The organism is Streptomyces sp. NPDC104309 (assembly GCF_055584025.1).
The window spans coordinates 235,163-250,871 of sequence record NZ_JBVJMV010000001.1 but is presented as its reverse complement, the minus strand read 5'-3'; the positions used below and the strand labels follow the sequence as shown (position 1 = coordinate 250,871).

General features: G+C 67.8%; 14 protein-coding genes. All 14 read right to left on the bottom strand.

Features of this window, described 5'->3' with window-relative positions:
- Positions 1-49 precede the first annotated feature (49 nt).
- The 14 genes from ACZ68L_RS01125 to ACZ68L_RS01060 all read right to left on the bottom strand — a co-directional run bounded on the left by ACZ68L_RS01125 (position 50) and on the right by ACZ68L_RS01060 (position 15,474).
- The gene (locus ACZ68L_RS01125; protein ID WP_469573139.1) at positions 50-697 is read right to left on the bottom strand and encodes a hypothetical protein; all 648 of its coding nucleotides are present in this window, start codon (positions 695-697) and stop codon (positions 50-52) included.
- Positions 694-1,215 carry a hypothetical protein gene (locus ACZ68L_RS01120; RefSeq protein WP_469573137.1) on the bottom strand — a complete coding sequence of 174 codons (522 nt, stop codon included), beginning with the start codon at positions 1,213-1,215 and terminating at the stop codon, positions 694-696. Before ACZ68L_RS01120 ends, ACZ68L_RS01125 begins: the two co-directional genes overlap by 4 nt.
- A complete protein-coding gene (locus ACZ68L_RS01115) occupies positions 1,212-2,474 on the bottom strand; it encodes an MCE family protein (protein ID WP_469573135.1) in 1,263 nt (420 codons plus the stop codon). The genes ACZ68L_RS01120 and ACZ68L_RS01115 overlap by 4 nt, the downstream gene beginning before the upstream one ends.
- A complete protein-coding gene (locus tag ACZ68L_RS01110) occupies positions 2,474-3,616 on the bottom strand; it encodes an MCE family protein (protein WP_469573134.1) in 1,143 nt (380 codons plus the stop codon). Before ACZ68L_RS01110 ends, ACZ68L_RS01115 begins: the two co-directional genes overlap by 1 nt.
- Positions 3,613-4,731, bottom strand: coding sequence for an MCE family protein (locus ACZ68L_RS01105; RefSeq protein WP_469573133.1), 1,119 nt, complete (start codon positions 4,729-4,731; stop codon positions 3,613-3,615). Before ACZ68L_RS01105 ends, ACZ68L_RS01110 begins: the two co-directional genes overlap by 4 nt.
- A 1-nt stretch (position 4,732) precedes the next feature.
- Positions 4,733-5,752: an MCE family protein gene (locus tag ACZ68L_RS01100; RefSeq protein ID WP_469573131.1), complete on the bottom strand. Its 1,020-nt coding sequence runs from the start codon at positions 5,750-5,752 to the stop codon at positions 4,733-4,735.
- Positions 5,749-6,780 carry an MCE family protein gene (locus ACZ68L_RS01095; RefSeq protein WP_469573130.1) on the bottom strand — a complete coding sequence of 344 codons (1,032 nt, stop codon included), beginning with the start codon at positions 6,778-6,780 and terminating at the stop codon, positions 5,749-5,751. Before ACZ68L_RS01095 ends, ACZ68L_RS01100 begins: the two co-directional genes overlap by 4 nt.
- A complete protein-coding gene (locus ACZ68L_RS01090) occupies positions 6,777-8,090 on the bottom strand; it encodes an MCE family protein (RefSeq protein ID WP_469573128.1) in 1,314 nt (437 codons plus the stop codon). Before ACZ68L_RS01090 ends, ACZ68L_RS01095 begins: the two co-directional genes overlap by 4 nt.
- Positions 8,090-8,893 carry an MlaE family ABC transporter permease gene (locus tag ACZ68L_RS01085; RefSeq protein WP_469573126.1) on the bottom strand — a complete coding sequence of 268 codons (804 nt, stop codon included), beginning with the start codon at positions 8,891-8,893 and terminating at the stop codon, positions 8,090-8,092. The genes ACZ68L_RS01090 and ACZ68L_RS01085 overlap by 1 nt, the downstream gene beginning before the upstream one ends.
- A gap of 3 nt (positions 8,894-8,896) precedes the next feature.
- The gene (locus ACZ68L_RS01080) at positions 8,897-9,748 is read right to left on the bottom strand and encodes an MlaE family ABC transporter permease (protein WP_469573124.1); all 852 of its coding nucleotides are present in this window, start codon (positions 9,746-9,748) and stop codon (positions 8,897-8,899) included.
- Complete coding sequence (locus tag ACZ68L_RS01075) at positions 9,745-10,740, bottom strand: ABC transporter ATP-binding protein (protein WP_469573122.1); 996 nt, start codon at positions 10,738-10,740, stop codon at positions 9,745-9,747. Before ACZ68L_RS01075 ends, ACZ68L_RS01080 begins: the two co-directional genes overlap by 4 nt.
- A gap of 698 nt (positions 10,741-11,438) precedes the next feature.
- Positions 11,439-12,890 carry a DUF6801 domain-containing protein gene (locus ACZ68L_RS01070; protein WP_469573121.1) on the bottom strand — a complete coding sequence of 484 codons (1,452 nt, stop codon included), beginning with the start codon at positions 12,888-12,890 and terminating at the stop codon, positions 11,439-11,441.
- A 308-nt stretch (positions 12,891-13,198) separates the two neighbouring features.
- Positions 13,199-13,885, bottom strand: a complete 687-nt coding sequence (locus ACZ68L_RS01065) for a hypothetical protein (protein WP_469573119.1) — start codon at positions 13,883-13,885, stop codon at positions 13,199-13,201.
- A 656-nt stretch (positions 13,886-14,541) separates the two neighbouring features.
- Positions 14,542-15,474 (bottom strand): hypothetical protein, encoded by a 933-nt coding sequence (locus tag ACZ68L_RS01060; protein ID WP_469573118.1) that lies wholly within the window; start codon positions 15,472-15,474, stop codon positions 14,542-14,544.
- Positions 15,475-15,709 lie beyond the last annotated feature (235 nt).

Genomic DNA, 15,709 nt, shown 5'->3' with positions numbered 1-15,709 from the left:
GTCTCTCCCCTGCCGGCCGATCCGTGCCGATTCGCGCGTGCGGGCTCTGTCATCTGGAGGTGATCTCGACGACGGTCCAGTGGCCGTCCCTCAGCCGGGCCGTGACGGAGAGCTGTGCCGCCGCCGTGGTGGCCGGTTTGCCCTCGCGTTCGTACACCTGGTCGAGGAAGACGAGCAGATGGGCGCTGTCGCCCGTCAGCCGGGTGACTCCGGCGCGTACGACGTGGGTGGTGAGCGTCAGCTTCTGGTCGGCGGCCTGCTTCTCGACCTGGCCGAACAGGGCCGCGTACTGCTGGAGGGCCTTGCCCGCCAGCAGTTGCTTCGCCGACTCCTTGGTGACGCCGGTGGCCTGAGGGCTGTACGAGAAGACCTTGCCGAGCGCGTCGCTGACATCGCCGGCGACCCGGCTGGTCCCCGCGCTGTCGGTCAGTGCGCGGTTCGAGGTGGCCGGGGTGTCCCGCAACTGCCTGCCCTTGGCGAAGAGCGTGCCGCCGGCCGCGAGGAGCACGACGACCAGCACCGCGGCCACGACGCGCGGCCAACGGCGGTCCGTCCCGGGCCTGTCCGTGCCGTCCTCGTCGGCGTCGGGTCCGCCGACCTCCTCGATCTCCTCGATCTCCTCGACATCCTCGGTGCTCTCGGTGTTCTCCGCCTCCACGTCCGTGCTCACGACCGCCGTCCCTCCGCGCTGCTTCATGCGCCGCCCCCGACCGGTATGGCGGTGAGCGCCTTGACCTTCCAGCCGTCCGGGGTCCGTGCGAGCGTGGCGCCGAAGCGTTTACGCTCGGTTCCGCCCCTGCCGGTGCGCGGGGTGACCTCGACGTCGACGGTGGCGATCAGCTCCGCCGTGCCGGTCCGCTCGTCGAGCGCGGTGAGCGCCGCGTCGGTGACCTTGCCGCGTGCGGTGGAACCGGACTTCGTCAGTTCGCCCGCGTCCTTTCCGCGGGTGCGCCTCAGCTGGTCGTGCAGCGGCCCGGTCGAGGAGTCGAGCCAGCCACCGAGGCCCGCGTCGACGCTCTTGGCGTCTTTGCCGTCCAGGCTGTTCAGCCGGGCGAGGTGGTGCTTTCCGTCGGTCAGCGCGGCATCGCGCGCCTTCGCGTACGCCAGGTCCTCGTCACCGCGCGCGTCGGCGTAGGACCAGCCGCCGAGTGCGCAGATCAGCGCGGCGGCGAGCAGTGCCGCCCAGACGCTCACGGTCTTCGTACGGGACGTCATGCGCCGCCTCCCTCTCCGAGTCCCAGCAGACCGGCCATGCCGTCGTCGGCCGTCGAGGTGTTCCCGGTGACGCCGAGTGCTCCGGGAAGCCGGTCCGCGGAGCCGTGCCCGAGGAGCATCGAGCCCGGCTTGGCGGGCGCGGGCACGGCGCCGCCCTTCGGCGCGTTGGCGCTGCCTCGGACATTGATCCCGGTCCCGGGCGACGAGGTGCAGCGTGCCTTGGTGTTGAACGGTTGGCCGGCCGAGGTGTCCAGGCCGCTGCGGTAGGGCGTGGAGCCGTACCCGGCGGTGCAGGGCAGCGGTTCGAAGAAGGTGACCGACATGCCGAACCGGGCGCCGTTCCCGTCCACCGCGCTCGATCCCGCCGCCGCCACCGCGGGCAGTTTCACCAGGAGTTCCTCCAGTCCGCGCTGCCGGGTGACGGCGACCTCCGAGGTGGTGAGGAGATTGGCGACGACGACACCGAAGCTCGGGTCGAGATCCCGCAGCAGTCCACTGATCTGGCCGGTCGCGTCGGGGGCGACCGCTATCAGCCTGCGCAGGTCGGTGTCGGATCCCTTGAGTTCGGTGGCCAGTTGCTGGGCACCGGAGGCGAAGCCCTTGAGTGCCTCGCCCTGTTCGGCCTGGGTGCGCAGCACGGTCTCGCCGTCGACCATCAGCCGGGTGTTGACGGGCAGCGCGTCGTCGGCCGCCTGCACGAAGTCGCTCCCGGTGTCCAGCAGCACCTGGAGGTCGTCGCCGCGCCCCTCGAACGCGGTGCCGAACTCGTCGACGACGGTGCGCAGGGATTCCAGGTCGACCGAGCCCGCCAGGTCGTTGACGCTGGTGAGGACGGTAGTGACGGGGGCCGGGACGGTGGTGTCGGCCTGCTCGATCACCGAGCCGTTCGCGAGGTACGGGCCCTCGGTACGGGTGGGCCGCAGATCCACGTACTGCTCGCCGACAGCGGACAGGTTGGCGACGACGGCCTTGAGGCTGTCCGGGATGGGCGGGGCGTCGTTCTCGATGCGCAGTTCGGCCTCGACCCCGTCGTCGGTGAGCTCGATCGGACCGACCCGGCCCACCGACACGCCTCGGTAGGTGACGTTGGAATGGGTGTACAGCCCGCCGGTCCGAGGGAGTTGCACCGTGACGGTGTAGTAGCCGCGCATGCCGATGTAGTGACCGAGGTCGGCGTAGCGCACCCCGAGATAGCCGAGGACGAGCACCGCGATGATCAGGAAGGCGATGTTCTTCAGCCGGATGGCGAGGGTGATCATCAGCTGGTCCCCTTCGTGCCCGACAAAGCGACCGAGGGCAGCGGCAGCGGCAGCGCCGAGCCGGATTTCGCGTTCGTGGGGGCTGGGATCGTGTCCGGGTCCAGTGCGGGGATGACCTGAGTGCCGGGCATGGCCGTCACATCCAGGTAGACATTGAGGTAGTCGCCCTTCACGCCACGCAGCACCTCGTCCGTGAACGGGTAGGTGAGCAGCACCTGGAGGGAGTCCGGCAGGTCCCTGCCGGAGTCGGCGAGCGCCTTGAGGCTGGGGGCGATGGCCTTGAGGTCGGCGATCATGTCGGCCTTGCTCTTGTTGATCGTGTCGACGGCGACGGTCGAGAGGGTGTCGAGCGAGCGCAGCATGGTGAGGAGCGAACCGCGCTGCTTCTCCAGGACCTTCAGGCCGGGGCTGAGCCCGGTGAGGACCGTGCCGACGTCCTGTTTGCGGGTGGCGAGGGTGGCGGCGAGCCGGTTGACGCCGTCGAGTGCGTCGGTGATGTCCTGCTTGTGGCCGTCCAGGTTCGTGACGAGGGTGTCGACCCGGTTCAGCATGGAGCGGACCTGGGGTTCCTGTCCGGCGAGTGCCTTGTTGAGTTCGGTGGTGATGGTCTTGAGCTGGTTGAGGCCACCGCCGTTGAGGAGCATCGACAGGGCGCCGAAGACCTCCTCGACCTCGGGATTGCGGTTGGTCCGTGTCAGCGGGATCCGGTCTCCGTCGGCGAGCCGGCCCCGGGCGGTGCCGGTCGCGGGCGGCGAGAGCTGGATGTACTTCTCGCCGAGGAGGCTGGACTGTTCGAGGTGGGCGTAGGCGTTCCGGGGCAGTTCGACCTTGCCGTTGACCCGCATGGTGACCTTGGCGTTCCAGCTGTCCGAGCCCAGCGAGATCTTGGTGACGCGGCCGACGGCGACGTCGTTGACCTTGACCGAGGACTGCGGGGAGAGACTGAGGACGTCCGCGAATTCCGCGGTGATCTCGTAGGGATGGTCACCGAGATCGGCGCCGCCGGGCAGCGGCAGCTGGTCCACGCCGGTGAACGTCGGCAGGCCGGCGCCGGTGACGACCAGGGCGAGGCCGACACCCACGGCCAGCACCGCGGCGACGCCGGCCGTGCGGGCTCCGGGTCTGCGCAGGGCCGGGCTCATCGGTTCGCCCCCTTCTTGTCCGTGGTCGTCTTCACCGGGGTCCCGTAGACGGTGCCGACGGTCGGCAGCGGCAGGGCGGGCAGCGCCTTCTGCCGTGCGGCGTCCACCGGTGCGAGGCCCGCGAGTCCGGTGGCCGGGCCCTCGGTGAGGGGTCCGCCCATGGAGAGCTCATTGAGGTTCGTGCGGCCGTTGAGGGTGCGGTTCACCGGGTCGTAGGCGTTGACCACGTTGTCCGCGGCGAGAGGCAGCGTGTCCATCGACTCGGCGAGTGAGGCGCGCTGGTCCACCAGGGTCTGGGTGAGCGGCACCAGGGCGTCCACGTTCGCCTTCAGGGCACCGCGGTTCTTCTGGATGAAGGTCTTGACCTGGCCCAGGGCGGTGCCCAGCTCCTTCAGGGCGGCGCTGAGGTTCTCCTTGTCGTCGGCGAGGAATCCGGTGACCGAGTTGAGCTGCTGTTCGGCGGCGCGCACATTGCCGTCGTTGTCCTTCAGCATGGTGGTGAAGGTCTGCAGGTAGGACAGCGTGTCGAAGAGGTTTCCGCTGCTCCGGTCGAGGGTCTTGGTCGCCTTGCCGAACTGTTCGATGGAGTTCCCGATGGCCTTTCCGTTGCCGTCGAGGTTCTTGGCGCCGGTGTCGAGGAGTCCGGAGAGCGCTCCGTCGGCGTTGGCTCCCTCGGGGCCGAGGGCCTTGGACAGCTTCGTGATGGAGTCGTACAGCTGGTCGACCTCCACCGGCGTGGCGTTCTTCGCGGCGGGCAGCACCGCGTGGTCCGCGATCAGCGGCCCGCCGTCGTACGCGGGGGCGAGCTGGACGTAGCGGTCGGCGACGAGGCTCGGGGCGACGACCACGGCGTGCGCCTCCTTGGGGACCTTGATACGCTTGTCGACCCGCAGGGTGACCCTGACCTCTTCGCCGCGCGGCGTGACCGACTCGACCCTGCCGGCCTTGACGCCGAGGATCCGCAGGTCCGATCCGGCGTACACACCGGTGGCCCGGTCGAAGTAGGCGGTGATGGTGGTCGTTCCCTCGTCGTCCATGGCCCTCACCCCGGTGGTGGCCGCGACGGCCACCACGACGAGTCCGGCGCCGATGCCGACGATGCGCGTCATTCTCATCTCATCGGCCGCCTTGCTGCTTGGGTGGCTTGCATTCGGGTCCTGCGGGTGTACCGGCGGGCAGGTAGTTCTTCGGGACGACCCCGCAGACGTAGTTGTCGAACCACCGGCCGCTGCCGAGGGTGTTGCCGACGAGGCGGTTGTACGAACCGGCGAGCGACAGCACCTTGTCGAGGCTCTTGCGGTTCTTCACCAGCACCGCCGTGACCCGGCCGAGCGAGTCCAGGGTGGGCCCCAGCTGCTTGTCGTTGTCCTCGACGAGGCCGGTGAGCCGGGTTCCCAGGTTCCGGGTGCCGGTGAGCAGCAGATGGATGGAGTCGCGGCGCGCCTGGATCTCGCCGAGCAGCAGATTGCCGTCCTCCAGTAGGGTTTCGAAGCTGCTCTTCTTGTCGGCGAGCGTCTTGGTGAGCTGCTTGCTGCCCTTGAGGAGGGTGGCGAGCTGGGCGTCCCGTTCGGAGACCGTCTTCGACAGGGCGGAGAGCCCGTCGGCGGCGCTCTTCACGTCCGGCGGAGAGTCCTTGAAGGTGGCGGAGATCGTCTCGAAGCTTTTGGCGAGCTGCTGGGTGTCGATCTCCCCGATGGTCTCGCCGAGTCCGTTGAACGCCTGGGTGACGTCGTACGGAGAGGTGGTGCGGCTTACCGTGATGCGCTCGTGCGGGTCCTGCGGGGCGTCGCCCAGTGGGTCGACGGCGAGGTACTTCTCGCCCAGCAGCGTCTTGATGGCGATGCCCACGGTGGAGGAGTTGCCGATCCAGACGTCCTTCACCTTGAAGCCGACCTTCACCTTGGCGCCGTCGAGCGAGACACCGGTGACCTCACCGACCTTCACTCCGGCGACCCGTACCTCGTCGCCCTCGCCGAGTCCGGCGGACTCGGTGAAGTCGGCGTGGTACGTGGTGCCGCCGCCGATGAAGGGCAGCGAGTCGGCGCGGTAGGCGGCCAGGCCGACGAGGGCCAGGACGATCAGTCCGACGACGGCCACGGCGACGGGGTTGCGTTCCCGTACGGGTTTGATCCTCATGCCCGGCACCTCGGTTTCGTGACCACGATGCCGGTGGGCGGGGCGCTGCCGTCCGAGGTCGTCACACCGCTGACCTTGGCCTCGCAGAGGTAGAGGTTGAGCCACGAGCCGTACGAGGCGAGGCGGCCGATCGCCTCCATCTTGGCCGGGGTCTTCCGCAGGAAGTTCTCGATCTGCGGCGTTCCCTTGCCCAACTGGTCCGACAGGCGGCCGAGTTGCTTGATGTCGTCCTTGAGTGGCTTGCGGCCGTCGTCGAGGAGGTCCGCAGTGACCGTGGTGAGCGCGCCCATCGCGGCCACCGCCTGACCGAGCGGTTTGCGGTCGCCGGCGAATCCGGTGACGAGTTTCTGGAGGGTGACGACGAGGTCGTCGAAGCCTGCCTCGCGGTCGTTGACGGTCTTCAGGACCGTGTTGAGGTTCTTGATCACCTCGCCGATCACCTTGTCCTTGGCGGCGACCGTTCCGGTCAGCGAGCCGACGTGCTGGAGGATGCTGTCGACGGTGCCGCCCTCGCCCTGGAGCACCTGGACGATGGAGCCCGCGAGCTGGTTGACGTCCGGCGGGGAGAGTCCTTCGAAGAGCGGCTGGAAGCCGTTGAAGAGCTGGGTGAGATCGAGCGCCGGCGTCGTGCGGGAGAGCGGAATGGTCGCTCCGGCCGCGAAGCTACGGCCGACCGGTCCCGCGCCCTGGTCGAGGTCGATGTACCGCTGACCGACCATGTTGAGGTACTTGATCGAGGCGGTCACCGAGGCGGGGAGCTTGCGTCCCTTGCGGACGGCGAAGCCGACCTCGGCGAGCCGCTTGTCGGCCACCTCGATGGACTCGACCTGACCGACCTTGACCCCGGCGATCCGCACGCTGTCACCGACGATCAGCCCGGTGACGTCGGTGAACCTGGCCCTGTACGTGGTGGTGTCACCGACCCCCGTGTTGGCGATGGACAGCGCCAGGACGGTGGTGGCCAGAACGGTCACCAGAATGAAGACGATCGATTTCGCGAGTGGTCCCGCGAGGGAGCGGCGCTTCACTTGAGCTTCACCTCCGCACCGCGGAAGGCCGGACCGATGAGCACGCTGCTCCAGTCGGGCAGGGTCTGCGGCTGGACTTTCAGTGAGGGAGCGACCAGTTCGTTGACCAGTCGGCTCTCCTGCGGGGAGTTGGGCATGCCGAGTGCGGAGTCCCGGTCCGAGGGTGTGGTGACGGCCGGTTCGCCGCCGCGCGGGCCGGCGGCCGGTTCGACCGCCCGCGTCGTACGGGCGTCGGCTGTCGGTACGGTCCGGCCCACGTACGGCACGGAGTAGCAGTGCGGTCCGCCGGTCGCGTCGTAGACCGGGGTGTCCCGGCCGGGCACGTACGTGCCCCTGGACTTCACGCTCTTGACGGTGACGTGAAGTCCGGGCCGGCTGGTGCCCTTGCCGAGCGCCTTGTCCATGGCCGGGACGAAGCCGGCCATGGTCCGCAGGGTGCAGGGGAATTCGTCGGAGTACCGGCCGAGCAGTTCCAGTGTCGGCCTGCTCGTCGCGGAGAGCCGGATCAGGTTGTCCTTGTTCTCCCGCAGGAAGGAGGTGACGTCCTGCGCGGAGGCGGTGGTGGCCCCGTACAGGTCGGCCAGTTCCGCCTGTTGTTCGGCGATCGTGCCGCTGGTGGTGGTGAAGTCGGTGAGTGCGTCGAGGACGTCGGGAGCGGCGTCCTCGTACACCTTGCTCACCTTGACGAGCTCCTTGATATCGGCGTTGAGCGTGGGGAGTTGGGGGTTGAACCTGGCCAGGTGGGCGTCGAGCGTGCGGAGTGTGTCGCCGAGCTTCTCACCGCGCCCTTCGAGCGCCTGGGAGACCGCGCCCAGGGTGGCGGCGAGCTTCTCCGGCTTCACCGCGGTCAGCAGCGGCAGGACGTTGTCCAGGACTTCCTCCAGCTCGATGGCGTTGCTGGAGCGGTCCTGCGGGATGACGGCCCCGGCCCGCAGTGTCTGCGCGGACGGCACCTCGGGCGGTACGAGCGCCACGAACCGTTCCCCGAAGAGCGTGGTGGGCAGCATCTGGGCGGTCACGTCGGCCGGTATGCGGTCGAGCTTGTCGGGTTTGATGGCGAGGGTGAGCCGGGCCCCGTCCCCGTCGGCCGAGATGGCGCGGACCTGTCCGACGACGACGCCGCGGAGCTTCACGTCCGCATTGTCGTGCATCTCGTTGCCGACGCTCCCGGTGCGTACGGTCACGGTGGCGTCATGGGTGAAGTCCTTCCTGTACACCGAGACCGACACCCACACGAGCACCGCGGGTACGAGGAGGAAGGTGACTCCGGCGAGTCTGCGGCGGACGGTCTGCGCGCGGCGAGCGTTCATCAGCCGGCCACCTTCACCGTCGTCGTGGCGCCCCAGATGGCGAGGGAGAGGAAGAAGTCGGTGAGGCTGATCAGCACGATGGCGTTGCGCACCGACCGGCCGACCGCCACGCCCACTCCGGCGGGCCCGCCCGTGGCGTGGAAGCCGTAGTAGCAGTGGGCGAGGATCACCATCACGCTGAATATCAGCACCTTGAGCACCGACAGCAGCACATCGTCCGGGGAGAGGAAGAGATTGAAATAGTGGTCGTAGGTGCCCGCGGACTGTCCGTTGAACAGGACGGTGATGTAACGGGACGCGAGGTACGAGGAGAGCAGCCCGATCGCGTACAGCGGGATGATCGCGACGACGCCGGCGATGATCCGGGTGGTGACGAGGTAGGGCATGGACCGCACGCCCATCGCCTCCAGGGCGTCGACCTCCTCGTTGATCCGCATCGCGCCGAGTTGGGCGGTGAAACCGGCGCCGACGGTCGCGGAGAGAGCGAGTCCGGCCACGAGGGGCGCGATCTCGCGGGTGTTGAAGTAGGCGGAGATGAAGCCGGTGAAGGCGGAGGTGCCGATCTGGTTGAGGGCCGCGTACCCCTGGAGGCCGACGACCGTGCCGGTGGCGAGGGTCATCGCGATCATCACGCCGATGGTTCCGCCGACGACGCCGAGACCGCCGCTGCCGAAGGCAACCTCGGCCAGCAGTCGCTGGACCTCGCGGAGATAACGGCGCAGCGTCCGCGGGATCCAGATCAACGCCCGGACGTAGAAGGCGAGTTGTTCACCCGATCGATCGAGCCAGCTGAGCATCGACATCGGTCAGCTCCCCTTCGCGGGGACGATCTGGAGGTAGATCGCCGTGAGGACCATGTTCACGAAGAACAGCAGCATGAAGGTGATGACGACGGACTGGTTGACCGCGTCACCGACGCCCTTGGGGCCGCCGCGCGGGTTGAGCCCGCGATAGGCGGCGACGATGCCCGCGATGAAGCCGAAGATCAGCGCCTTGACCTCGCTGATGTACAGGTCGGGAAGCTGGGCGAGGGCGGAGAAGCTGGCGAGATAGGCCCCGGGGGTGCCGTGCTGCAGCATCACGTTGAAGAAGTAGCCGCCGAGCGTCCCGACGACGGAGACCAGACCGTTGAGCAGAACGGCCACCAGCATCGTGGCCAGGACACGCGGGACGACGAGCCGCTGGACGGGCGAGACACCCATGACCTCCATCGCGTCGAGTTCCTCGCGGATCTTCCGCGAACCGAGGTCCGCGCAGATGGCCGAGCCCGCCGCACCGGAGATCAGCAGTGCCACGATGATCGGGCTGGCCTGCTGGATGACGGCCAGGACGCTGGCGCCGCCGGTGAACGACTGGGCGCCGAGCTGCTGGGTCAGTGAGCCGACCTGCAGGGCGATGACCGCGCCGAACGGGATGGAGACGAGCGCGGCGGGCAGGATGGTGACGCTGGCGACGAACCAGAACTGTTCGATGAGCTCCCGCACCTGGAAGGGCCTGCGGAAGATCTCCCGGCTCACGGTCCCGGCGAGGGAGAACAGCTTCCCGGTCTCGCGCAGCGGGGCGAGCAGCCGTGCCGGAGGCCGCTGCTCCGGTGTCTTCGGCCCGGCCGAGTCGGCCCCGGGCGGCTCGGGAGGTCTCACCGGCATGGGCGCCGTCATGGGCGTCCACCGCCCGCGGCCGGGGCGTAGCTGTTCATGATCGCCGTACGGGCGGCCTCCGGCAGCTGGCCCATCATCGACAGGACCCGTTCCCGGCGGCGCAGGGCGGCCTGCCGTACGGGCATGCCGGGCGACGGCTCCAGCTGCGGCACGACGGTGCGCGGACCGTTGGCGGAACTGATGCCGACGCCGTAGCCGTTCACCTCCTCGGCGGCGAGCGTCGCTGCGTCCTTCTCCTCGGCCATCCCGATGGGACCCTCGCGGCGTCCCGCGAGGAATTGGGAGACGACCGGCACATCGCTGGTGAGCAGTACCTCGCGCGGCCCGAAGGTGACGAGATTGCGGCAGAACAGCATGCCCATGTTGTCCGGGACGGTGGCCGCGATGTCGAGGTTGTGGGTGACGATGAGCATCGTCGCGTCGATCTGCGCATTGAGATCGATGAGCAACTGGGAGATGTAGGCGGTGCGGACCGGATCGAGTCCGGAGTCCGGTTCGTCGCAGAGAATGATCTGCGGGTCCAGGACGAGGGCTCGGGCCAGCCCGGCGCGTTTGCGCATACCGCCGGATATCTCACCGGGGAGTTTGTCCTCGGCACCGAGCAGACCGACGATGTCGATCCGTTCCATGACGATCCGGCGGATCTCTGATTCCTTCTTCCGGGTGTGCTCGCGCAGCGGGAAGGCGATGTTGTCGAAGAGCGACATCGAGCCGAAGAGGGCACCGTCCTGGAACATGAGCCCGAAGAGCTTCCGGGTCTCCATGATGTCGCGCTCGGGGCTGTTCACCATGTCGACGCCGTTGATGAGCACGCGCCCCTGCTCGGGCTTCAGCAGACCGATGATGGATTTCAGGAACACGGTCTTTCCGGTGCCGGAAGGACCGAGCATGACGCTCACCTCGCCGGCGGGCAGTGTGAGGGTGACGTCCTGCCAGATGTTCTGCTTGCCGAAGGACTTCGTGAGGCCCTCGACGACTACTTCGATTCCCATCGCCCCTCCTTCGAAGTTGTTGTGAACGAAGTCATCTGTCAGCGCTCCGGCTCTGAGAAATCCAATGGCGGCTCGTCACCCATGCACCAGGAGGCGCACGGTATGTCCGTCGAAACCGCCAGGACAAGCCGTTGAACAGCGGAAATCAACGAACGATGTGCTGGATGTGGATCACTTGTCACTCGTTGACAAATCAGTCGCCCGGATTTGTCGAAACTTGCGCAAGCACTCCGGTGGACAGGTCGGGGGCCCACGGCCCGTTGTGTCGGAGCCGCAGGAACCCGACAACCGCGGGCGCTGCGCCCCGGGTTCGGGGCGGGGATGCGTAGCCGCCCGTCGGGAATTCTGGGCATGGGGCGTGCGACCAGACGTCTCATGCGCCCGACATGCGGATACGGATACATTTCCGTGCTGGTCACATGGGACGCTACGGCTGAGTAACCTGACTTCGCAATACTGGATGCCGAACTTTCTCCACGGTGCCCAAGGGGCAGCGTCTCTTTGTAATCGAGTGAGTAATCTGCGGGACAGAGCTGTCCGGGAGTGAGGAATTCCGCAGGACGCGGGGGTGTCATTCGCTCGGGGATTGGCATCTGCCGCACATGCGGCGTCCGCGGCAAAGTGCCCGGCCGTACAGCTGCACGGCCGTCGGCCCCCGAGCCCTGAGGGGTTCGGGGGCCGACGGCCGCAGTGCCGGGTCAGCGTTCCGGAATGGGCTTCTTCGCGGGACAGTCCACGCTGTCGGGGTTGCTGAGCACACACAGCGGGGCCTGCGTCATCTTGATGTAGTTTCCGCTGCCGGAGATCGAGGCCGTCATCAGAGGTGACAAGTCCTCGTCGACACCGCAGCCCGTGAATGCCGGGATGTCTGTTTCACCGTTCATGGTGCCGCCGCGGTTGACCGTGTATCCCGAGGGCGGATTACCCGTACCGAACGCGTGGAGTGTCTGCTTGATCGGTTTGACCGTCCGGCAGTTGGGGCCCACGTCGAGGGGTTCGCCATTGACACGGACATCACTGAGCGTGAGCTGGAAATCGGCGGTGACGGTCGTGTCCTCCGGGATTCTGGGGTCGGCGTTGTGACTGACGGACTCGATGGAGGCGGGCGGGCCCACCTGGGACAGCACCATGGTCGCCGTGGTCGGCATGAATCCGTAGGTGAGGAACGTCCCCTTGGCCGGAGGGAGTTGCCGACGCCCGTTGTATTCGAAGTCCGCCTCGCTGAGCACGGTGAAGGTGTCCGTGCACGGATCGGCGATGTACGTCTTCATCAGGACGACGTTCAGCTTTGCGGGCCCGAGCAGCGCCGCGCCGTCGAGCTTCTTGACGTTCGTGAACCCTGCCACGTAGGCCTCGGCCGGCGTGGGAACGGAGAACGGCGGGAAGGGGCATGGTTCGGGGTCGGAGTCGGAGTCGGAGCCCCCCGCCTTGACCGCGCGGCGGGCGTCGTCCAACTTCTTCCGCTGGTCGGGCGGGAGTTTCCCGACGAGGTCGGGAAGGCCCGGGGCGGGCTCGACGGGCTCTTCCGCCGCCGGACCGCCGATGACCGGCGAGGCGAGCGTGCCGTCCGCCCCGTCCACGAGCCGGCAGGCCACGTCGATGGGTTTCGGGACGGCGGGCGAGCCGTCCTGTTTCAACGGGCTCAGGGTCAGAGTCAGGTCCGAGGCGGACAAGGTCGCGGTGCCGGGCGAGCCGAACGTGGCCGTCGGTACCTCGCCCGCGGCTTCGAGCCCGAGGCTGTCCCGCCCCGCGATGTCCTGGACGGGAGCCGCGAATCCGGACCAGTCGGCGGTGACGGAGTCCTTCGACGTGGTGTGCAGGACTTTCAGTTGCACGAGAGCCGACACGGCCGTGGCGTCGAGTCCCGCCAGCTCGTCCAGGGCGGCCTTCGGCAGATCGACCTCCACCGTCACATCGCGGGGCTGGATCGGCCGTCCCACCTTGCCGGCTGCCGGAAATCGACCTGCGACGACGGCCGTCACCGCATATGAATCGTCCGGGAATTGACAATTGTATTCGAGGGATTTCTCCGACCGTTGCGGCTCGGCCGCTGAATCCGCTCCGGGAAGTAAGGTGGCCGCGACAACCACGAGGCCACCTGCGGCAAATCGCGCCGGCCGGCGCGTTGTCCAGCGCACGTTGGCTGCCATGTCTCCATACCTCCGGGACTCACATTCGGCTCACCGCGTGGGCGTTTGATCCACCGGCAGCACCGCCCGGCCTACCGGACGGTACGGTACGCGCCGCCGCAACCGAGGGGAAGCGGTGAATCCTGAATGATCCACCGGCCGCGGCGAACGCCGTCATTCTTGGCAATCGGTGACAATCGACGAACAGGACACTGTCATTCATTGAGTGCCGGGACAGCTCCGGGGGCACCCACGTCACACCGGACGGCCCGGCCGCGACTGCGCGGCCGGGCCGTCCGCTACGAGCGGGTCATCGAGCGCGCGGCGGGTCAGCTGTACGTGATGACGGGCGACGCGCCGGAGGTGCTCTTGACGGTGTAGGTGCCCTTGAAGGTAGCCGTCGCACCGACGATTCCGCAGCCGGCGCCCACCTTGTTGCTGATGGTCAGTGTGCGCGGGCTGGTCGCGGCGGGCGCGACGGCGAGGGTGCCGTTGGCGCCCCCGGTGGTCGGGTTGTTGTACTCACCGTCCACCGAGCCCGTCACCACGAAGGTGCAGGGGCCGAGAACGCTGGAACCCGAGACCGTGGCCTTGATGTTGTCGATGTATCCCTTGGTCAGACCGGTCGCGTTGGCACCGGCGCCGGCCGTGTAGCCACCCGGCGTATTGCCGTTGATCCGCCACGGACCGTTGGCTCCGGAGGTCTCGCTGGTGACGGTCCAGGTACTGCTGAACGGACCGGTGCACGGCGCGTTGAACGTGGCGGTGGTGATCTGGGCGAGCACCGGCCCGGCGACGGGCGAGGCGGGGGCGGTGCCGTTGGCCGTGGCGGTGGCGCACTTGATCTGGTTGCCGACGTTGTCGGTGAGGATGGTCTGGCCGGCGGCGCCGGTGAAGCCGCCCGTCGGCGTGATGGTCCAGGCCGCGGTCGGACCGGCCATCGCCGACGGAGCGGTCAGGGCGACCGCGGCGGCAGCGGCGGCGGCCGCGGTCAGGATGCTCGTCTTCCTACGCATAGAACTTCTCCCTTTTCCTGTCCCGTTGCTGAATCAGTGGGGTGCGACGCAGACGGAAAGGACTGTCACGACCCACCGTGGAATTTTCTTGGGGAGGTGCTCCCGCCGATGTGGCGAGCGGGTCACTGCTTCGCCGGAAATAATTCGGACACATCATGTGTGCGATCGATTCCGACAGATTCGATAGTCCACCGAAATGGTTGACCAAGATCCGGGCGACGGTATTGATTGATCCGGCCTTGTCGCGACTACCGTCCGGTACGGTACTCCACCTATTCCGAGTTGAGAAGGGATTCGGCTCTTCCTGTCTTTCGCTTCCGCATTTCGGCGGTACGGATTTGGTCGTGAACTGCCCCACCACATCTGGTGACGCCGATCCGTCGAAATGACAGATGCTGCGCCCGATCGCCGGGCCGCTGTCCGCGGCGCGCTAAGGGCTGTCCCGTAATCCATGGTGGATCAGCGCGCGGCGTCAGATGCGGTGCATCGCAAGGCGGAGGGACGTCCGCATACTGGATGTATTCGGACGTTCCGACAATGCGGCGAGGATGGGGCCTCCCCTGTTCGAGCGCAGCCGAGAGCTTGGGGAAGTAGCTGCCGTCGCGCGCCCGCCAGGGATTACGGGACAGCCCTTGGTCCGACGGCCGGTCACAGCATCAGCGTGCGGCGGAGTGCCAGTACCGCGAGAGCGCCTTGCCCTCGTCCGGAGCCAGGGACGCCGGGTCGTACGGACTCGCGAAGTACGTCGCGGTGTTGTTCAGGACCACGTTGTTCTTGCCCGTCGCCGAAGGAAGGCCGGTCTTCAGGTTGACCGCCCAGTCCAGCAGGCCGGCGCCACAACCGCTGGCCCCCGGAACGGCATAGCCGGAGTCGCCCTGGTCGGCGCCGTCGAAGGTGTAGCGCCCCATCTCACCCGTGTCACTGGGCGTCCCGTCGCCCGCGAACTGCTGGAGCGAGAGGGAGGGGGCCGTCGTGTTCTGCGGCTTCAGCACGATCGGGTTCGAGGTCGTCCCGATGTAGCACTTGTCCCCGAGGAACGGGTTCCGCAGATGGATGCGGACCGGGATCGACAGGATCGGCTGGCCGGTGCCGAAGCTCGCGGCCATGTTGAAGTCCCCCGGAGCACCAGCCGGTTCGATCGTGGCGGTCACCTTGTTGAGGGTGCTGTTGGTGATCTGGTTGCAGATTCCCGAGACGACCGGGATACCGCTCGGGCACATGAGACCGAGCAGACCACCCGGGAGGTTCGCGGAGTCGGCGACGAGCGCACCCTCCGAGGGAGCCACCAGCGACGTGGTGCCGTCGCTGTGCTGGATCACTCCGAGCTGGAGGTCGGTGTTCCCGGTCGGTACCTGCGTGTTGCCGAGCTTGATCGACCCGCTGGCCGAATGCGAGGAGATGCAGGTCGCGATGTTCGTCACGCCGTCGGCCGCCAGCATGGCGGGCGCGTCCACCGGACACCGGTTGAACGGCGCCCAGTGCCCGTTCAGTTGAGTGGCCGCGGTGGCCGTTCCGGTGGACAGCACGGCGACGAACGCGGTACAGGCTGACAGCAGCCCCACGCGCGCTCCGGTCGAAGCGATTCTCATGTCGTCCCCTCTTGACTGCCGCCCCGTTGGACGGCGGTCGTACATGGAGTTGGCCGGTTTCAACGCAGGCGGCATCGGCGCCAGGGGCGACTGCATGCGTTGTGTGCGGGACTTTCTGGGGCACGGCCACGTCAGGTGAACGCCGACGGCCCGGTTTCAGTAGTGCGTCGCGGGTGGATCCGGAGCCCGGAGACCGAGCAGTCAATTACCGGCTAATTGCATGCCGTAATTGGCC

Coding starts and splice junctions, on each gene's coding strand:
- ACZ68L_RS01100 (WP_469573131.1), bottom strand. CDS start 5,752: ATGAGGATCAAACCCGTACGGGAACGCAACCCCGTCGCCGTGGCCGTC.
- ACZ68L_RS01120 (WP_469573137.1), bottom strand. CDS start 1,215: ATGACGTCCCGTACGAAGACCGTGAGCGTCTGGGCGGCACTGCTCGCC.
- ACZ68L_RS01105 (WP_469573133.1), bottom strand. CDS start 4,731: ATGAGAATGACGCGCATCGTCGGCATCGGCGCCGGACTCGTCGTGGTG.
- ACZ68L_RS01115 (WP_469573135.1), bottom strand. CDS start 2,474: ATGATCACCCTCGCCATCCGGCTGAAGAACATCGCCTTCCTGATCATC.
- ACZ68L_RS01125 (WP_469573139.1), bottom strand. CDS start 697: ATGAAGCAGCGCGGAGGGACGGCGGTCGTGAGCACGGACGTGGAGGCG.
- ACZ68L_RS01065 (WP_469573119.1), bottom strand. CDS start 13,885: ATGCGTAGGAAGACGAGCATCCTGACCGCGGCCGCCGCCGCTGCCGCC.
- ACZ68L_RS01070 (WP_469573121.1), bottom strand. CDS start 12,890: ATGGCAGCCAACGTGCGCTGGACAACGCGCCGGCCGGCGCGATTTGCC.
- ACZ68L_RS01060 (WP_469573118.1), bottom strand. CDS start 15,474: ATGAGAATCGCTTCGACCGGAGCGCGCGTGGGGCTGCTGTCAGCCTGT.
- ACZ68L_RS01110 (WP_469573134.1), bottom strand. CDS start 3,616: ATGAGCCCGGCCCTGCGCAGACCCGGAGCCCGCACGGCCGGCGTCGCC.
- ACZ68L_RS01085 (WP_469573126.1), bottom strand. CDS start 8,893: ATGTCGATGCTCAGCTGGCTCGATCGATCGGGTGAACAACTCGCCTTC.
- ACZ68L_RS01075 (WP_469573122.1), bottom strand. CDS start 10,740: ATGGGAATCGAAGTAGTCGTCGAGGGCCTCACGAAGTCCTTCGGCAAG.
- ACZ68L_RS01080 (WP_469573124.1), bottom strand. CDS start 9,748: ATGACGGCGCCCATGCCGGTGAGACCTCCCGAGCCGCCCGGGGCCGAC.
- ACZ68L_RS01090 (WP_469573128.1), bottom strand. CDS start 8,090: ATGAACGCTCGCCGCGCGCAGACCGTCCGCCGCAGACTCGCCGGAGTC.